The organism is Methylophilus sp. TWE2 (genome assembly GCF_001183865.1).
Lineage (GTDB): Bacteria > Pseudomonadota > Gammaproteobacteria > Burkholderiales > Methylophilaceae > Methylophilus.
Genome location: NZ_CP012020.1, coordinates 2,334,635 through 2,350,858 on the forward strand (window position 1 = coordinate 2,334,635; position 16,224 = coordinate 2,350,858).

General features: G+C 50.7%; 14 protein-coding genes and 2 rRNA genes. All 16 read right to left on the bottom strand.

What is annotated here, in order from left to right; translation table 11 throughout:
* The 16 genes from ACJ67_RS10945 to ACJ67_RS11020 all read right to left on the bottom strand — a co-directional run bounded on the left by ACJ67_RS10945 (nt 1) and on the right by ACJ67_RS11020 (nt 15,980).
* Entirely contained in the window at nt 1-489 is a 489-nt protein-coding gene (locus tag ACJ67_RS10945) for a type II secretion system protein (RefSeq protein WP_049639901.1), read from the bottom strand.
* 13 nt (nt 490-502) lie between these two features.
* On the bottom strand, nt 503-895 hold the full coding sequence (locus tag ACJ67_RS10950) for a type II secretion system protein (protein WP_049639098.1): 393 nt from the start codon (nt 893-895) through the stop codon (nt 503-505).
* A complete protein-coding gene (locus ACJ67_RS10955) occupies nt 882-1,394 on the bottom strand; it encodes a type II secretion system protein (RefSeq protein ID WP_049639099.1) in 513 nt (170 codons plus the stop codon). The genes ACJ67_RS10950 and ACJ67_RS10955 overlap by 14 nt, the downstream gene beginning before the upstream one ends.
* Nucleotides 1,394-3,469 (bottom strand): secretin and TonB N-terminal domain-containing protein, encoded by a 2,076-nt coding sequence (locus tag ACJ67_RS10960; RefSeq protein WP_049639100.1) that lies wholly within the window; start codon nt 3,467-3,469, stop codon nt 1,394-1,396. The genes ACJ67_RS10955 and ACJ67_RS10960 overlap by 1 nt, the downstream gene beginning before the upstream one ends.
* A complete protein-coding gene (locus ACJ67_RS10965; RefSeq protein WP_049639101.1) occupies nt 3,466-4,098 on the bottom strand; it encodes a hypothetical protein in 633 nt (210 codons plus the stop codon). Before ACJ67_RS10965 ends, ACJ67_RS10960 begins: the two co-directional genes overlap by 4 nt.
* Nucleotides 4,088-4,705 (bottom strand): hypothetical protein, encoded by a 618-nt coding sequence (locus tag ACJ67_RS10970; protein WP_049639102.1) that lies wholly within the window; start codon nt 4,703-4,705, stop codon nt 4,088-4,090. The genes ACJ67_RS10965 and ACJ67_RS10970 overlap by 11 nt, the downstream gene beginning before the upstream one ends.
* Nucleotides 4,702-5,268, bottom strand: coding sequence for a hypothetical protein (locus tag ACJ67_RS10975; RefSeq protein WP_049639103.1), 567 nt, complete (start codon nt 5,266-5,268; stop codon nt 4,702-4,704). The genes ACJ67_RS10970 and ACJ67_RS10975 overlap by 4 nt, the downstream gene beginning before the upstream one ends.
* Complete coding sequence (locus ACJ67_RS10980; protein WP_049639104.1) at nt 5,258-6,106, bottom strand: hypothetical protein; 849 nt, start codon at nt 6,104-6,106, stop codon at nt 5,258-5,260. Before ACJ67_RS10980 ends, ACJ67_RS10975 begins: the two co-directional genes overlap by 11 nt.
* A complete protein-coding gene (locus tag ACJ67_RS10985) occupies nt 6,087-7,769 on the bottom strand; it encodes a GspE/PulE family protein (protein ID WP_049639105.1) in 1,683 nt (560 codons plus the stop codon). Before ACJ67_RS10985 ends, ACJ67_RS10980 begins: the two co-directional genes overlap by 20 nt.
* Nucleotides 7,766-8,938: a type II secretion system F family protein gene (locus ACJ67_RS10990; protein ID WP_049639106.1), complete on the bottom strand. Its 1,173-nt coding sequence runs from the start codon at nt 8,936-8,938 to the stop codon at nt 7,766-7,768. The genes ACJ67_RS10985 and ACJ67_RS10990 overlap by 4 nt, the downstream gene beginning before the upstream one ends.
* Before the next feature lie 6 nt (nt 8,939-8,944).
* Nucleotides 8,945-9,367: a type II secretion system major pseudopilin GspG gene (gspG, locus tag ACJ67_RS10995; protein ID WP_049639107.1), complete on the bottom strand. Its 423-nt coding sequence runs from the start codon at nt 9,365-9,367 to the stop codon at nt 8,945-8,947.
* Between the two features lie 192 nt (nt 9,368-9,559).
* The gene (locus ACJ67_RS11000; protein ID WP_049639108.1) at nt 9,560-11,389 is read right to left on the bottom strand and encodes an ABC transporter ATP-binding protein; all 1,830 of its coding nucleotides are present in this window, start codon (nt 11,387-11,389) and stop codon (nt 9,560-9,562) included.
* 6 nt (nt 11,390-11,395) lie between these two features.
* Nucleotides 11,396-11,878: a 2-C-methyl-D-erythritol 2,4-cyclodiphosphate synthase gene (gene ispF / locus ACJ67_RS11005; RefSeq protein ID WP_049639109.1), complete on the bottom strand. Its 483-nt coding sequence runs from the start codon at nt 11,876-11,878 to the stop codon at nt 11,396-11,398.
* Complete coding sequence (ispD, locus tag ACJ67_RS11010; RefSeq protein ID WP_049639110.1) at nt 11,875-12,582, bottom strand: 2-C-methyl-D-erythritol 4-phosphate cytidylyltransferase; 708 nt, start codon at nt 12,580-12,582, stop codon at nt 11,875-11,877. Before ispD ends, ispF begins: the two co-directional genes overlap by 4 nt.
* A gap of 177 nt (nt 12,583-12,759) precedes the next feature.
* Nucleotides 12,760-12,873 (bottom strand): 5S ribosomal RNA (gene rrf, locus ACJ67_RS11015).
* A gap of 224 nt (nt 12,874-13,097) precedes the next feature.
* Nucleotides 13,098-15,980, bottom strand: a 23S ribosomal RNA gene (locus tag ACJ67_RS11020).
* Between the last annotated feature and the right edge of the window lie 244 nt (nt 15,981-16,224).

A 16,224-nucleotide genomic window follows, 5' to 3' on the forward strand; every position in this document is an offset into this window, starting at 1 on the left:
TTAGCGATTCACCCAAGCCTGCTCGAGATCTGCCAGCGTATTCGGCTCATAGATAAACTGCCACTCACTATAGCGCTTGGCTTTTTGAAACCCCTCCTGAAATGCTTGATAGCTGACGTTACGGATCGGCGCCAATAAGGACTGGCTACGCACACCGATAATGCGGCCGTCTTTTATGATCAATACCATGCCTTGTTTCGCAAAAAATGGATCAGGGTAAAGTTTGCGCATATGGCGTTTTAATACTGGGAAGCGCTTGTCTTCAAGCAGTTCCTCCAGCCGCACCGGATATTGTTTGACTGGCTGCGGGGTAGACTCATAATATCGGCCAATGGCCAAGCGGTAGGCTTCACCCGTTTCCAACAACATTGCTTCATTATGACGCTGGGTTTGCTGCTGCCACATGACGGCCGCGCCCTGCATGCCAATCGCGGCAATCACCAGCGTCACCATGACACCTATATAAGAAAACCCCATTTGTTTAGACATGTCGCCCAAAGCCCTACCAGTCAGCATATGCCGAACCGTCGGTGGCCTGTCCTTCTGCATTGCTGTGCAGGGTATACACGCCCCCAACCAGCGGTAATTCTGGGGGCGTGATGACCCAGGCATCATTACGTTCGGCAATCGGGTCCCACGGCAATTTATCCAGATAATGCTTGTCGACCAGCTCTTGCAAGGTGTCGGGGTACTGGCCCTGATCTGCATAAAACTCATCCAAGGCCTTGCGCGTGGTCGTGAGCTGTTGCTTGAGTGCCTGCTCCTTGGCGCGCTGCACGCCCGAGAAATAGCGTGGGACAGCCAAAGAAAGCAGCAATGCCAGGATGGATAGCACCACCAGCAGTTCCACCAAGGTAAAACCGGCAGCGGTCTTTTGCTGTCTACCACTGCGCATAAGGCACTCCATTGATTCCTGTTCTGGGACTCAGCGAATAAACGTCGTAGACATCCTGTGTGTAGCGCGGTTGATCTGGCGGACTGTCATAGCTACGCAAACCCCAGCCCGTAACCTGTCCCAAGCCGTTATTGGACTGCGCATTTAACATGGGATCCTGAGGAATACGCCGTAAAAAGCGTATACGGGCGTGTTTGGCATCCTTGGCGTCTTCCACCCCGTCCACTAATATTTGCAGATTTGGAGGATAGCCACTGGCATCGGCATTTTTCTTTACGCGTCCGTCATCAGCCGCTTTTTTATAAGCATCTATCGCACGTCGTATTTCCCGCAATTGCTCTCGTAGCTGCTGCTCTTTTTGACGCTGTAGTGTCAGCTGTACCATGGGAGTTGCCACACTGGCCATGATCGCCACAATCACTAGTGACACCATAAGCTCGATGAGGGTGAAGCCAGAGTAAAGACGCGTATGAGATAACCATTGCGCGCATCTGCCCATTAAGGAATCTCCTTGGGCGATGGCAAGCTTGTGGTGCCTTGTTCCGGCAAGTCACTGATATTATTGGTCAAGCCCCCCGACGGATTGGCTGGTGCCGTTGAGGCACCGGAATTAATAGTTCCCGTTGAGGCACCCGAATTGGCAGGCGCCGCATCAGGGGGGGGGATTGCCGTGGGCTCGTTAGCAGGGGCTGTCTCAGCGGGGAGAGACTCGGATGTTTCACCGCCCTGAGCATTGTCGCCATCATTCAACTCACGTTGACGCTGTAACTGCAACTCGCGAATTTGCTGATTGCGGCCAGTGTTTTGGGTCGCAGGCTGATTGTTTAATAATGGTTTGTCTGAAATAACCGTGTCCGTTCCACTCCAGTACTCAGAGAAGGTGGCTTCCGGCAAGGTGACATTACTGAGGATTTTGGGGGTAATGGCTAATACAATTTCAGTTTTGTTTTTTTCATCGGAATTGTTGGAGAACAGGCGGCCCAACAGGGGGATTTCACCCAACCCTGGGACTTTGTTGGCGTTTTTACGTTCAGAATCCTGAATCAGGCCTGCCAGAATTTGTGTTTCCCCATGTTTGAGGCGAAGTACCGTGCTGGCATTTCGTGTACCGATATTGAATACCTTGGAGTTATTGCTAAGGGTGACCGCCTCACCCAGTGAACTGACCTCCAGTCCGACCTTGATACTGATAAAGTCATCCAGCATCACCTTGGGCTCGACATCCAGCTTCAACCCTACATCCACGTAAGAGACGCTTTCTGAAGTAACTCCGCCCTGAATGGCATTGGTCGTAATCACGGGTACTTTGTTACCCACCACTACTTTGGCTTTTTCATTGTTTTTAACGCGGATCCGAGGATTCGAGAGTAAATTAAGGTCACTGTCAGTGGTTCTAAACTGCACATTAGGCGCGGGGCTCACACCGATGGTACTCGATTTGATCTGCTTGATAGTTTCAAGTGTCAGCGGATTATTGAGTACGGTCAGACTGGTGGGATACCCAATGCCCAATTGTTGCAGTTTGTTGCGGGTAATCTCAATCACCTCAATTTCCAGCATGACCTCCGGATCAGCGATATCCTGGGCCTTAATCATTTTTTCTGCCAGCGCCATCACTTCCGGCTTGTCGCGCAACACTAACATATTAAGGCGCTCATCCACATACACATCGCGTATCTTCAGGATGGTCCGTAACATATCGGCGCACTGCTTGGCACTGGTATTGGCAAAATAAAAGTTGCGGATCAGCAGGTCCTGGTAATCTTTGTTTTTTTGCTGGGTGGCCGGGTATACCAGCACACTGGTGGGCGACAACACCTTTTTCTGCAAACCATTGCTCGAAAGTACCATATCAATGGCATCTTCAATCGGCATTTTTTTCACAAACACCGAGGCCTTGGTTTCAGGCTTGATGTCTTTATCCAGCACAAAGTTGATGCCAGTAGCACGCGACAACGCCTCGAACACTACTTTGACATTGGCATCACGCAATTCTAGGGTCACGGGTTTATTCGAGTTGCTTTGCAATTGTGGCAAGGCAACACGCGCTTTGGGCTCCTGTGCAACCAGCTGCTTTTCCAACGCACGCGCCTCAACATTGGCGGGCTGCTCCAGCAAGATATCCTGCACTTCTTTTAAAGCCTGCTTTGGTTTATCCAGATGCAGCTTGGCCTGTTCAAGCTGCTTACGCAAGACAATGTCACGCTCACTGGCGCGTTCGTAATCCAGCGCTTTGACATGATGCGGATCCAGGGTGAGGATACGGGCATACACCTGTTTGGCGGTAGCAATATCGCCTTTGGCATCCGCTGCCTCCGCCTCTGCCGATAAGGCATTAATCGCCAGTTCACGTTCGCGGAACCAGCGGTTTCGCAATACCACATCTGTCGGGTGTTCGGCGACTTGCTGCGCCAACTCATGTACCTTACCCTCGGGGGTGGTCGCATTTAGTCTGGGTGGAAACAAGCCGCAAGACGATAGCATCAATACTGACAAACCCATTACAATCATGGTTGGCACATACTGGGCTCTTCTCCCTGGAATAGCGTTTGAACTCAAATTTAAAGCGCTCATTGGTTAAACATTTCTTCTGAATAATTGTTTTCAGCGTTGGCAGGGGCCTGGCGCTGGCTGGCTGTGACTGTTTTTGTTTTACTTAACATCACTACTTTATTTAGCGGCAAATAAGTGAAATACACCGCTTGGGCATCTTCACGGTCCAGCCGCCACTGTGGACTGACCTGGCTACCAATTTTGGGTAACAATAATTTTTTCTGTTGCAAGAGAATGACGATGTCACCCTCTGCGACATCCTGCATGCTGCCAACATAGGCATAAGGTAACGGTGGTGCCTGGGGTGGCGGTGGCGGCTGTGGCTTAGGCGGCGGTGGCAACCATTCATGCGCGGCAAATAAAGCATGCCTGGCTTTTTTGGCAGGCAACTCACGCGTAAAGTAAGTGGCTACTTCGGATGATGTGTCAGACCTGTTGGCAACAGAAACAGACTCCTCAGCCCTGACTAATGGGGCATTGGTTACAGACTTGGCAGCGTGTGAGCGTGATGGCGAGGCTGGTTTGGCCAACATGTCTTCAGATGGCCCAGTATTGTCTTCTTGCGACCATTGCCAGTACACCAGTGCCAGCGTCACCAGTAATGCTATCCAGATCAAGAATTGCGACGAAGTTTTACGATCAGGAGGCATGTGATTGCCCTCCGCGGATAAACACCGAAAATGTCAGTGTGGCGTCTATGGTAGGCTGCACTGTTTCGTTTTTACGCAGCTCTAATCCTGTCAATGCCATTGAAGGATATTTCCGCAATACATCCAGGATAAACTGTCTGCAGGTGATGTAATCAGCCTGGATAGTGAAACGCATATCAAACTGCTGAATGTCATGGCTGGCATCTTTGACCTGGTGCGCCTGCCATTGGTAATCCCCCACGTTAAGCAGTATTTGCCGTTTTTGCGCCAGATTGGCGATCTGTATCATGCGGGGAGATAAATCACTGAAAGCAGGCAGCTGTTGCCATAGCATAGATAGTTGGACGGGTTCAGGCGTCACGGTCTGCTCTTTTTCGATCACAACAGTTTCCTGGGGTGCCTGTTCCACTGGTTTGATGGCCAATTGGCGGATGTCGCTTTGCAGCATATTGATTTGTGTTTCTTGGGCTGCTTGCTGCTGCAGTAATCCTGCCCATATGAGTAGCAACATGCCGGAAATCAGCATCGGTATCCAGCCCAGAGTCCAGGCACAGCGGCGCAGCACCCAAAGTAAGGTCATGGGCGTTGGCAAACGTAATTGACTCATGGCTGCCACCCTCCCTGGATTTCAAAACTGACCGGGCGTTGTGGATGGCTTTCGTTGACCTGGTGTTTCTGCAAATGCACCTGGTCAAGTGCTTCCACTGTTTGCAATTGGCTGACGTACTTGAGCAAGGCCTGGTAGTTCTTTGCTTCTCCAGAGAGCACAAATTGCCCCCGGCTGGCATCCGGCAATAGCTGCAACAAGGCAATCTCCGGGACCTGTTGCGATTCCAGCGCCTGCAGCAAATCAAACCAACGCACATTTAGCTGCTGCACAATTTTTTCTGCTGCTTTTTGTTGAGGCTGGCTCAGTTTGATCTCACCCTGCTTGGCGGCTACCTGTAGTGGTGCGGGCGCGGATTTGACCTGATTGGCACTCAAAGCAACAAGTTGTTGCTGCCGTTCTACCAATATTTGCAATTGCGACTGCTGATCAACCGCCCGGTTATATTCCACTGCAACCAATACTGCAAGGCCCAGCATCACCAGCCCTCCTGGCCAACGCAACCTGCGCCAGGCAAATGCTGGCCGGGAAAACTCCAGTTGGTAATCAGGATCAGGCCACATGCATCACCTCCTGCCACAAGGTGGTCACTGCATGCGCAGCATATAAAGTTTGCAGGGGAAGATGTGCAGACAATGCCTGTTTTATATGGCCGCCTGTCATGGCCATGACACTGCAACCTGGCTCGATAAGCCAGTAACATGAGGAGGCTTGGACACTCAGCAAGGTACGTTCACGCATCAGCCAGGCTGTGATTGACGCCAGGTCAGACAGGTCAACAGCCAGGCTGGACACATGCACAATACGGCCTTGCTTTAACTGTATCAGGCGCAACATCTGGGATTCTGCCATGAGCACACTCCCACTTTCAGGCAAGCGTGTGTGTGCCCACAACGCCGAAGCATAAGGCTGCACACTCCATTGCACGGCATTCCCTTTGAACAATACTTGCAAATCCGCTGATTGCAGTGCAGGGATTGCCGCTAACAGGCAATCTTGTGGCTGGCGGATATCCTGCAAACGAAATGGCCATGTACGCGCGGTTTCACCATACGTTTGCATCAGCACAGCTCGCGCATAAGCCAATTGCTCTTCACCAGACCAGCTAAATACTTGCAATGACTGCGCCATGGCGGGTAATAGCAGCAAATGCACATGCCTGTCTGCCAGATACACTTCTATGTGTTGCCAATGTGTCGCGGGGAGTTGCGCCAAGACGGCCTGCAAGGCCGCTGAAAGAGGCTGCTCTTCTGGGCCGGGCCAGGTGGCCTGCGCTACTACCCGTCGCGAACGCAAACCCGCGGACCAATGCTCAGCCCACAACTGATCAGACAACACCAGAATGCGGGTTAACCCGCACCACCGAATATCAATCGGTAGCTCAGGCAATAAACGTGACACGGTTGATCTCCTGCAAACTGGTCATGCCTTCTGCCACTGCACTTACCGCCGCTTCGCGGATGGTGCGCATGCCATTCCTGGCGGCGGCCTCTTTTAATTGTCGTATCGGTTGCCTGGCAATAATCATCTCGCGCAACTCGTCATTCAGCACCAGTATTTCTGCGACGGCTTTGCGTCCCTTGTAACCGGTGCCGCGGCAATGACCACAGCCTTTGGCATGCATAAACTGCATGGTCGATGCCTGTTCCATGGTTAATCCAGAGGCAGCAATCATTTCCGCATCCGGCGCAAACGGTTCTGCGCATTGCGGACACAAGGCGCGCACCAGGCGCTGAGCGATAATGCCATTCACGGCAGACACAAAATGATAAGGATCGACCCCCATATGCATAAAACGGCCGATCACATCCAGCACGCTATTGGCATGCACGGTAGAAAACACCAGGTGGCCCGTGAGTGCAGCCTGCACGGCAATTTGGGCTGTTTCGGCATCGCGTATTTCACCAACCATGATTTTGTCAGGGTCATGCCGCAGAATGGAGCGTAACCCCCGCGCAAAGGTCAGGCCTTTTTTTTCATTGACCGGGATTTGCAGCACGCCAGGTAATTGATATTCCACCGGGTCTTCAATGGTGATGATTTTGTCGAAACCCGTATTCACTTCTGAAATCGCGGCATAGAGTGACGTGGTTTTGCCGCTACCGGTGGGCCCAGTGACCAGTACCATGCCATAGGGTTCACTGGCCAGTTTCCTGAAGCGTGCGATGACATCTGCATCAAACCCCAGCGCTTTCAAGCTCAGCCCTTGCGCCTGCTCAGTTAATGCCTTTCTATCCAGCACCCGTAATACGGCATCCTCACCAAAGGCACTCGGCATGATGGAAACACGAAAGTCAATCAAGCGCCCCATGGCATGTACCTTAAAGCGACCGTCTTGCGGAATGCGGCGCTCGGCAATATCGAGTTGCGCCATGACCTTGATACGTGAAATGGCCTGTTCGGCACTGTCCAAGCCAGGGCTATTGGCAATACTGGCCATGACGCCATCAATCCGGTATTTAACAGCCAGACCACCGGGATGCGTTTCCAGGTGGATATCACTCGCCCCGGTTTTAAGGGCATCGTACAACGTCGAGTTAATCAACTTGACGATAGGGTTGGCGTCTTCGTGGATAGATTTGAGCGACAGCTGCATGACCACTTCTTCGTCGCCCTCTTGCCCCTGCTCGGCAGGCAGCCCAACACCATCCATGGCGCGCATGGTTTCTTCTTCACCCGCAAGGTAGGCGCTGATCTCTAAGCGATGTGCTAGGCGCCACTCAACCTCCTGCGGCACTGCATGCTGTGCCCACAATGGCAATTGGCGGTTAAATGGATCGGCAAACACCAGAATCAGACTTTGCTGTGCATCATAAAATGCCAGGCATTCCTTTTGCTGCGCATCGTTATAGCTGACCACCTCAAAGGCGACTTGCCACTCACGCATCTCACGCATGGTCGCCACCGGGTAATGCAGCAAATGGGCCAACTGGCTGACCAAGGTTTCATTGTCTACTGGCACCAAGTCTTCCAGCAGCTCAATCACGCGGCGTTGCTGCTGGAGCGCCTGCGTTTGCGCCAGGGACAATAGGTCGGCGGATAGCACAGGTAAGGGCTGATTCATTGGATTTGTCCTGCCAGTTCAAAGATTGGCATATACAGCAGGAGCACGACCACACCAATGACCAGGCCGATAAACAGCATTAATAAAGGCTCAAACAATTTGGTAAACCAGTCGATCCAGCGCGCTAGTTCTTCGTCGTAAAAACTGGCAATTCTATCCATCATCTGCGCAACGTTGCCGCCACGTTCACCGACCAGCAGCATGCGCTCTCCAATCGGGGTGGTCATGCCTACTGCTTGAAACGCGTGAGAGAGAGGCTGACCTTGGCTGATCATGGTTTTCGCCTGTTGCAGACTACGGGCCATGCTGCTATCCAACAAGCCACCAAGCGAATCTAGCGCTGTCATGATGGGTGTGCCGCCCGCCAACAACATGCCTAATGTGCGGTAGAAACGGGCAAGCTGGTAAAGATGCAGTTTTTCACCAATCGCAGGGATACGCCAGATCACTTTGAGCAGAGACTGGCGCGTGGCAGGTGTTTTGAACAGCAACACCAGACCTACGAGCATGCCTGCCAAGATTGCCAGCATGGTTCCGCCATGCTGTGCAATCAATGAGCCCCATCTAAGCATCATGAGTGACATCCAAGGCAAATCAGCGCCTGTCCCCTCATATACACTGCTGAATTTAGGAACGACAAATCCCATTAAAAAAGCAATGACCAATCCACCCACCACGATCAGCAACATCGGATAAATCGAGGCACTGATGATTTTCTTTTTGAGCAAGGAAACCTGGTTGTCATAAGCGATATACCGTGACAGGGCATTACCCAGATCACCAGTGCGTTCAGCCGCCTTGACAGTGGCGATATAAAGAGGAGGAAAGACCGTTGGCTGGCGCTCCAGCGAGGCAGAAAAAGATTTGCCCTGCTGTAGCGATTGCAGGATGCTTTGCAAAACTGCCCGCGTATGGTCCTGACGCAAAGAGAGTGCATCAATCGCCTCTACCAAATTCAGGCCAGAATCAAGCAATGCCAGTAACTCTTGGCTGAACAATGCCAATGGAAAAGCCTCTCGTCGGGAAATTTTTGCTGCTTTTTGCGCATGCAGCGATACTGGCATCAAGCCTTTGGACTTTAGCTGCGCATAGGCATCCTGCTCATCGTCTGCTTGCAGCTCGACCATAGTCAGGGTGGAGCCATTAAGAACTTTTGCCTGATAGTTCATGGCAATTTACCAATTGGTAATATCCTGCGCTTCGTCACTACCACCCACCTGCCCATCCTTACCGAGGCTGAACAAGTCATATTCGCCATGCTGGCCTGGTGCACGGTACTGGTAAGGTTTGCCCCAAGGGTCGTTCGGTACTTCTTTTTTCAGGTAAGGGCCACTCCAGTGCGCATTGTTATCCGCATTTGTCATGAGCGCCTGCAAACCTTGTTCAGTCGCAGGATAGTGCCCGACATCGAGTCGGTACTGGTCCAGCGCCTGCTCCAATGCCGCAATTTGTGCTTTGGCTGTCTTCACCTCGGATTTACCAATCTGCTGGAAGTATTTAGGCCCAACATAGCCCGCCAGCAAACCGATAATGACCATCACGACCAATAGCTCAAGCAAGGTAAAGCCGTGATTGTTACGGACAGAACGACCAAACATCGTAAACACTCCATGAAAATTTGATGACAATACTAAGCAGATTAGATTGCAGAAAAGTGGCGGTAATATGACAGTCTGTCATATTTGTAATATTTGGTTGGCGCCTGAAGCGGGCAATCGCACAAGAAAAAACCAGTGCTGTTTGGCACTGGTTTCAATTTAAAACATGAGGTGAATCTTTTCTAGCGAGTATTACTCACCAAGGAAACCACCGCTTTGATGAGTCCACAATTTAGCGTAAATACCATCCTGAGCCAGCAATTCATGGTGTGTTCCGGTTTCAACAACACGGCCGTGATCCAATACAATGAGTCTATCCATCGCGGCAATGGTCGATAGTCGGTGGGCAATCGCAATCACGGTTTTGCCTTCCATCAATTGTGAAAGGTGATGCTGGATTGCCAACTCGACTTCAGAGTCCAAGGCACTGGTCGCCTCATCCAGCACCAGGATAGGGGCGTTCTTAAGCATGACACGCGCAATCGCAATCCGCTGGCGTTGGCCGCCAGATAACTTCACGCCACGCTCCCCGACATGGGCATCATAGCCCGTGCGACCGTTGGCATCGCGCAGAGTGAGGATAAAGTCATGCGCTTCGGCACGCTTGGCCGCCATGATCATTTCTTCATCACTGGCATCTGGGCGGCCATATAAAATATTTTCCCTCACTGAACGGTGCAACAACGAGGTATCTTGAGTCACCATGCCAATTTGCTGGCGTAATGAATCTTGTTTTACGCTGTCAATCGCTTGCCCATCTATGCGGATATGCCCGGCCTGGATATCATAAAAACGCATTAGCAAATTGACGATGGTCGACTTGCCGGCGCCTGATCGTCCCACCAGGCCGACACGCTCTCCCGGCCGAATATGCAGGTCAAAATCTTGCAGCAAGGGGGCTTGTTTTTCATAAGAAAAATTCACCTGCTGGAACACCACTTCACCTTTCGGCACATCTAATGCCAAGGCATCCGGCACATCCACCACGCGGTTTTCGATGGACAGCGTATTCATGCCATCCTGCACGGTCCCAATTTGCTCGTACAATGAGGTCAGCTCCCACATCACCCAATGCGAGATCCCATTCAGGCGCAAACTCATCGCCATCACCGCCGCCACGGCACCTGCCGCCACCAGGCTTTGCGACCACAGCCACAACACCATGCTGCCGCTGGCAATAATCAGGCACATATTTAAAAAGTGATTGATACTCTCGACACAACTCACCATGCGCATTTGCCCATGCACGGTATCGAGAAATTCCTGCATGGCCGATTGTGCATAGTCTGCCTCACGGCCTGCATGCGAAAATAACTTCACGGTTGAAATATTGGTATAGGCATCCGTAATTCGCCCTGTCATCAAGGCGCGCGCATCCGCTTGACGTTGTGAAACCTTAGCCAGACGTGGAATAAAATAGAACAGCGCACAGGCATAAAGTGACAGCCAGCCTAAGAAAGGCAACACCATCCAGGGATGGAAACTGCCAACAACAGTGACAATGGTCGCGAAATACAGCAACACATAGACCATAATATCGGCCAGGATAAACCATACCTCGCGCACGGCCAGTGCCGTTTGCATGACCTTGGCCGACACTCTACCGGCGAACTCATCTTGGTAAAAACCCATGCTTTGATTCAGCATGTGTTGATGGAATTGCCAGCGCAAACGCATTGGAAAGTTACCTGCCAACGTCTGGTGTTTAAGCAGTGTTTGCAGGACGATGATCAAGGTACTGCCCATCAGGATCGCGCCTACCAACCATAGGGTTGAATGGTGTGTAGTCCATAACTGGGAAGGTGAGATTGCTGTCAGCTTATCAACCACCTTACCCATCAATGCAAACAAAAGTGCCTCGAACGAACCAATACAGGCCGTGAGCACGGTCATGACGAGGATATAACGGCGCATGCCATAAGAGCATGCCCACATAAAAGGCCAAAAACGGGTAGGAAGGTGCGTGAGGATTTCCCGTGGAAACGGAGAAACCAATGACTCAAAACGGCTAAACAATCGCATAACAAACTACTTGGAATAAATGATACAAACGGCTTCTGCAGCAATGCCTTCGCTACGCCCGGTAAAGCCCAGTTTTTCTGTGGTGGTCGCCTTCACATTTACCTGCTTGCTCTCTATCTTGCAATCCGCCGCAATATTGGCGCACATCTGTGTCGTATATTTGTTCAATCTTGGCGCTTCACACATCACAGTGGCGTCAATGTTGCCAACTTGATAGTCTTTTTCATTCAGTAGCTCGACGACATGTCGCAGCAATTCACGCGAATCAATGCCTTTAAAGCGAATATCGGTAGGCGGGAAGTGCTTACCAATATCTCCTAAAGCAGCTGCCCCAAGCAGAGCATCGCAGATCGCATGTAGCAAAACATCTGCGTCCGAGTGGCCATCCAGGCCATGACTATGAGGAATATTCACGCCACCGATAATACAGTCACGTCCGGTGACCAGTACGTGCACATCAAAACCATGACCAATCCTAAACGGAATCATTCTGTATCCTGTTCGCTCTGCGTAGCCTGCATCAATGCCGAAACAACGGCAATATCATGAGGATACGTAACTTTCAAATTTTTTAAATCGCCGAGTACTAGTTTTGGCGTATGTCCTGCCCACTCCATGGCCTGTGCTTCATCCGTAGGTTGGCGATTCAGTACTTGGGCCAAGGCTTGCTGTAACATGCCAATTTTGAACATTTGCGGTGTTTGTGCCTGCCATAGCAATTCGCGTGAAACAGTGGCAGATACATGCTGTGTCTCATCTGCTCGCTTCAAGGTATCAGCCAATGGCAATGCCAGCAGCCCCCCAATATCCGTTGGCTGCATCGCATCGATTAAACGCTGCACCATATGTGCATCAATCCCAGGACGAGCAGCATCGTGTACCAGGACCCAGTCTTCACTATCGACATGCGAGCCAAGCGCTTGCAACCCCTGATAAACACTTGCCGCCCGGGTATCGCCACCACAATACAATACCTGTGTTTTATGACATCCCTGCAGGAGCGTGTCTGACCAATAGGCATCCTCAGCAGCGATCACAATAAATATCTGACTAATGATAGGCATCGCCTCAAAGATATCGATGGGGTGACGCAGGATTGGTTTCCCGTGCATGGGCAAATATTGCTTGGGTGACGCACTTTGCATGCGTGAGCCATGACCGGCACAAGGAATCAAAACATGATATTGAGTCATCCAGACATTTTATCATGCAGTAACTCCGTTGCTTTGTTCGCACTGATAAACGCGAAAGAATGTGACTTATGACATAAGCTAGCTTAGAACTATTGATGTCTAACTACATACTAGCTTTGGTGATAATGCCGAGCAATAAAAAACCCAGCACAGTAGTGCTGGGTTTTTGAGTAAGGAGCTTGGGGATGACCTACTTTCGCATACGAAGAGTACACTATCATTGGCGCAAGTTCGTTTCACGGCCCTGTTCGAGATGGGAAGGGGTGGTTCCAAACCGCTATTGTCCCCAAACATAACTGGTAATGTTATGCCTGACATATCCCTTGGGATATGTGACATGCAGAGTGCTGACATGAGTCAGCCTGCTTTAACAAATTGGAAGAAGTAAAGGAGTTTTCTTTTTCAAGCTTCAATGGGCAGGGTATGAAACACTGTGTGTTTCTTGTATCTTGATGATTGCCAAATCATTTGCTTTGAACTACACCTTTAGACTTAGGTTTAAGTTTTAAGGTTATAGGATCAAGCCTCACGAGCAATTAGTATCAGTTAGCTTAATGCATTACTGCACTTCCACACCTGACCTATCAACGTCCTGGTCTTGAACGACTCTTTAGCTGGCTTAAAGCCAGAGGCAAGTCTCATCTCGAGGCGAGTTTCACGCTTAGATGCTTTCAGCGTTTATCTCTTCCGCACTTAGCTACCCAGCTATACCATTGGCATGATAACTGGTCCACCAGAGGTGCGTCCACTCCGGTCCTCTCGTACTAGGAGCAGGTCCCCTCAAACTTGCAGCGCCCACGGCAGATAGGGACCAAACTGTCTCACGACGTTTTAAACCCAGCTCACGTACCACTTTAAATGGCGAACAGCCATACCCTTGGGACCGGCTACAGCCCCAGGATGTGATGAGCCGACATCGAGGTGCCAAACTCCCCCGTCGATATGAACTCTTGGGAGGAATCAGCCTGTTATCCCCAGAGTACCTTTTATCCGTTGAGCGATGGCCCTTCCATACAGAACCACCGGATCACTATGACCTGCTTTCGCACCTGCTCGACCTGTCCGTCTCGCAGTCAAGCAACCTTTTGCCATTGCACTATCAGTACGATTTCCGACCGTACCTAGGTTACCTTCGCACTCCTCCGTTACTCTTTGGGAGGAGACCGCCCCAGTCAAACTGCCTACCATACACGGTCCCCAGTCCGGATTACGGACCTAGGTTAGAACCTCAACAACATCAGGGTGGTATTTCAACGACGCCTCCACGCGATCTGGCGACCACGTCTCTCAGGCTCCCACCTATCCTACACAAATCTTGTCAAAGTCCAATGTAAAGCTGCAGTAAAGGTTCATGGGGTCTTTCCGTCTAGCCGCGGGGAGATTGCATCTTCACAAACATTTCAACTTCGCTGAGTCCCGAGAGGAGACAGTGTGGCCATCGTTACGCCATTCGTGCGGGTCGGAACTTACCCGACAAGGAATTTCGCTACCTTAGGACCGTTATAGTTACGGCCGCCGTTTACTGGGACTTCAATCAAGAGCTTGCACCCCATCATTTAATCTTCCAGCACCGGGCAGGCGTCACACCCTATACGTCCACTTTCGTGTTTGCAGAGTGCTGTGTTTTTATTAAACAGTCGCAGCCACCTTTTCACTGCAACCCCATCATGCTTCGTGAGTAAATCACTACACACTACCGGGGCGCACCTTCTCCCGAAGTTACGGTGCTAATTTGCCGAGTTCCTTCTCCCGGGTTCTCTCAAGCGCCTTAGAATTCTCATCCTGCCCACCTGTGTCGGTTTGCGGTACGGTCTTATACAACTGAAGCTTAGTGGCTTTTCTTGGAAGCATGGTATCAATCACTTCGTCTGCAAGCAGACTCGTTATCACGTCTCAGTCTTAGCTCTCCGGATTTGCCTAAAGAACCAACCTACACGCTTGAACCGGGACATCCAACACCCGGCTGACCTAACCTTCTCCGTCCCCACATCGCATTGTATAGAGGTACAGGAATATTAACCTGTTTCCCATCAGCTACGCATCTCTGCCTCACCTTAGGGGCCGACTCACCCTGCGCCGATGAACGTTGCGCAGGAAACCTTGGGCTTTCGGCGAGGGAGCTTTTCACTCCCTTTATCGCTACTCATGTCAGCATTCGCACTTCTGATACCTCCAGCATGCCTCACAGCACACCTTCGCAGGCCTACAGAACGCTCTCCTACCATACTAGTAAACTAGTATCCGCAGCTTCGGTTACGTGCTTAGCCCCGTTACATCTTCCGCGCAGGACGACTCGACCAGTGAGCTATTACGCTTTCTTTAAATGATGGCTGCTTCTAAGCCAACATCCTGGCTGTCTATGCCTTCCCACTTCGTTTTCCACTTAGCACGTCATTTGGGACCTTAGCTGGCGGTCTGGGTTGTTTCCCTCTTGTCCACGGACGTTAGCACCCATGGACTGTCTCCCGTAATTGAACTTCTCAGTATTCGGAGTTTGCAATGGTTTGGTAAGTTCTTATGAACCCCCTAGCCATAACAGTGCTCTACCCCCGAGAGTTAAATACGAGGCACTACCTAAATAGTTTTCGGAGAGAACCAGCTATCTCCAAGTTTGTTTAGCCTTTCACCCCTATCCACAGCTCATCCCCAAATTTTTCAACATTTGTGGGTTCGGACCTCCAGTACCTGTTACGGCACCTTCATCCTGGCCATGGATAGATCACTTGGTTTCGGGTCTACACCCAGCGACTAAGACGCCCTATTCGGACTCGATTTCTCTACGCCTCCCCTATCGGTTAAGCTTGCCACTGAATGTAAGTCGCTGACCCATTATACAAAAGGTACGCAGTCACCCCTTACGAGGCTCCCACTGTTTGTATGCATACGGTTTCAGGATCTATTTCACTCCCCTCCCGGGGTTCTTTTCGCCTTTCCCTCACGGTACTGGTTCACTATCGGTCGATATCGAGTATTTAGCCTTGGAGGATGGTCCCCCCATGTTCAGACAGGGTTTCTCGTGCCCCGCCCTACTTGTCGTTACCCTAGTTCCACAAACGGGATTTCGTATACGGGACTATCACCCACTACGGTCGGACTTTCCATTCCGTTCTACTATCGCGTCTGCTAAAAGTAACAGGCTGTTCCATGTTCGCTCGCCACTACTTACGGAATCTCGGTTGATTTCTTTTCCTCTGGGTACTTAGATGTTTCAGTTCTCCAGGTTCGCTTTACTCTTCCTATATATTCAGAAGAGAATGACCTTACGGCCGGGTTTCCCCATTCGGACATCTCCGGATCAAAGCTTATTTGCCAGCTCCCCGAAGCTTTTCGCAGGCTATCACGTCCTTCATCGCCTGATATCGCCAAGGCATCCACCATATGCACTTATTCACTTGACCCTATAACGTTAAAACCTAAACCCTTTTAAATCTAGATTTCGTCGTGCATGAGACACGCGTTACAGGTAATTCTAAAGCACTATCAAACCTCGTTAGATTCGCTACATCGCTGCAGCTTCTCAACTTGCGTTTAATATTTCTGATTTTGCAATCAATCGATATTACTTCCGGTTAAAAAGTAATATCGCCCATTGAATATAAGTTGTCATCACACAACTCATATTCCTTTACTTCTTCCATTTTG

Coding starts and splice junctions, on each gene's coding strand:
- ACJ67_RS10970 (WP_049639102.1), bottom strand. CDS start 4,705: ATGAGTCAATTACGTTTGCCAACGCCCATGACCTTACTTTGGGTGCTG.
- ACJ67_RS10965 (WP_049639101.1), bottom strand. CDS start 4,098: ATGCCTCCTGATCGTAAAACTTCGTCGCAATTCTTGATCTGGATAGCA.
- ACJ67_RS10985 (WP_049639105.1), bottom strand. CDS start 7,769: ATGAATCAGCCCTTACCTGTGCTATCCGCCGACCTATTGTCCCTGGCG.
- ACJ67_RS11000 (WP_049639108.1), bottom strand. CDS start 11,389: ATGCGATTGTTTAGCCGTTTTGAGTCATTGGTTTCTCCGTTTCCACGG.
- ACJ67_RS10950 (WP_049639098.1), bottom strand. CDS start 895: ATGCGCAGTGGTAGACAGCAAAAGACCGCTGCCGGTTTTACCTTGGTG.
- ACJ67_RS10955 (WP_049639099.1), bottom strand. CDS start 1,394: ATGGGCAGATGCGCGCAATGGTTATCTCATACGCGTCTTTACTCTGGC.
- ispD (WP_049639110.1), bottom strand. CDS start 12,582: ATGACTCAATATCATGTTTTGATTCCTTGTGCCGGTCATGGCTCACGC.
- ACJ67_RS10960 (WP_049639100.1), bottom strand. CDS start 3,469: ATGAGCGCTTTAAATTTGAGTTCAAACGCTATTCCAGGGAGAAGAGCC.
- ACJ67_RS10945 (WP_049639901.1), bottom strand. CDS start 489: ATGTCTAAACAAATGGGGTTTTCTTATATAGGTGTCATGGTGACGCTG.
- gspG (WP_049639107.1), bottom strand. CDS start 9,367: ATGTTTGGTCGTTCTGTCCGTAACAATCACGGCTTTACCTTGCTTGAG.
- ispF (WP_049639109.1), bottom strand. CDS start 11,878: ATGATTCCGTTTAGGATTGGTCATGGTTTTGATGTGCACGTACTGGTC.
- ACJ67_RS10990 (WP_049639106.1), bottom strand. CDS start 8,938: ATGAACTATCAGGCAAAAGTTCTTAATGGCTCCACCCTGACTATGGTC.
- ACJ67_RS10975 (WP_049639103.1), bottom strand. CDS start 5,268: ATGTGGCCTGATCCTGATTACCAACTGGAGTTTTCCCGGCCAGCATTT.